The 1,119-nt window shown below is 67.0% G+C and carries 1 protein-coding gene; it reads right to left on the reverse strand.

What is annotated here, in order from left to right; all coding sequences use genetic code 11:
• Window positions 1–4: 4 nt before the first annotated feature.
• Window positions 5–1,119 (reverse strand): elongation factor Tu (gene tuf / locus RISW2_RS22920; protein ID WP_043775787.1); only part of this gene is annotated, 1,115 nt, incomplete at its 5' end.

Consider the following 1,119-nt stretch of genomic DNA (forward strand, 5'->3'; position numbering starts at 1 on the left):
GGGCTTACTCGATGATCTTCGAGACGACGCCCGAGCCGACGGTGCGGCCGCCTTCGCGGATGGCGAAGCGCAGGCCGTCTTCCATGGCGATCGGCGCGATCAGCTCCACGAGGAACTTCAGGTTGTCGCCCGGCATCACCATCTCGGTGCCCTCGGGCAGGCCGACCGTCCCGGTCACGTCCGTCGTCCGGAAGTAGAACTGCGGGCGGTAGTTCGCGAAGAACGGCGTGTGGCGGCCGCCTTCCTCCTTGGTCAGGATGTAGACCTCGGCCTCGAACTTCGTGTGCGGCGTCACCGATTTCGGCTTGCACAGCACCTGGCCGCGCTCGACCTTGTCGCGGTCGATGCCGCGCAGCAGCGCGCCGATGTTGTCGCCCGCCTCGCCGCGGTCCAGCAGCTTGCGGAACATCTCGACGCCCGTGCAGGTCGTCTTCTGCGTCGCCTTGATGCCCACGATCTCCAGTTCGTCGCCCACGTTCACCACGCCGCGCTCGACCCGGCCCGTGACCACGGTGCCGCGGCCCGAGATCGAGAACACGTCCTCGATCGGCATCAGGAACGGCTGGTCGACCGCCCGTGCCGGCTGCGGGATGTACTCGTCCACCGCCTTCATCAGCTCGCGGATCTTGTTCTCGCCGATCTCGGGGTCACGCCCCTCCATCGCCGCAAGCGCCGAGCCCGCGATGATCGGGATGTCGTCGCCCGGGAAGTCGTAGGCCGACAGAAGCTCGCGCACTTCCATCTCCACGAGCTCCAGAAGCTCCTCGTCGTCCACCTGGTCGACCTTGTTCAGGAACACCACCATCGCCGGGATGCCCACCTGGCGGCCGAGCAGGATGTGCTCGCGCGTCTGCGGCATCGGGCCGTCCGCCGCGTTCACCACGAGGATCGCGCCGTCCATCTGCGCCGCACCCGTGATCATGTTCTTCACGTAGTCGGCGTGACCCGGGCAGTCCACGTGCGCGTAGTGCCGGTTCTCCGTCTCGTATTCCACGTGCGCCGTCGAGATGGTGATCCCGCGCGCCTTCTCCTCCGGGGCGCCGTCGATCTGGTCATAGGCGCGGAACTCGCCGAAATACTTCGTGATCGCGGCCGTCAGCGTCGTCTTGCCGTGGTCCA

It is taken from the genome of Roseivivax isoporae LMG 25204 (genome assembly GCF_000521865.1).
GTDB lineage: Bacteria > Pseudomonadota > Alphaproteobacteria > Rhodobacterales > Rhodobacteraceae > Roseivivax > Roseivivax isoporae.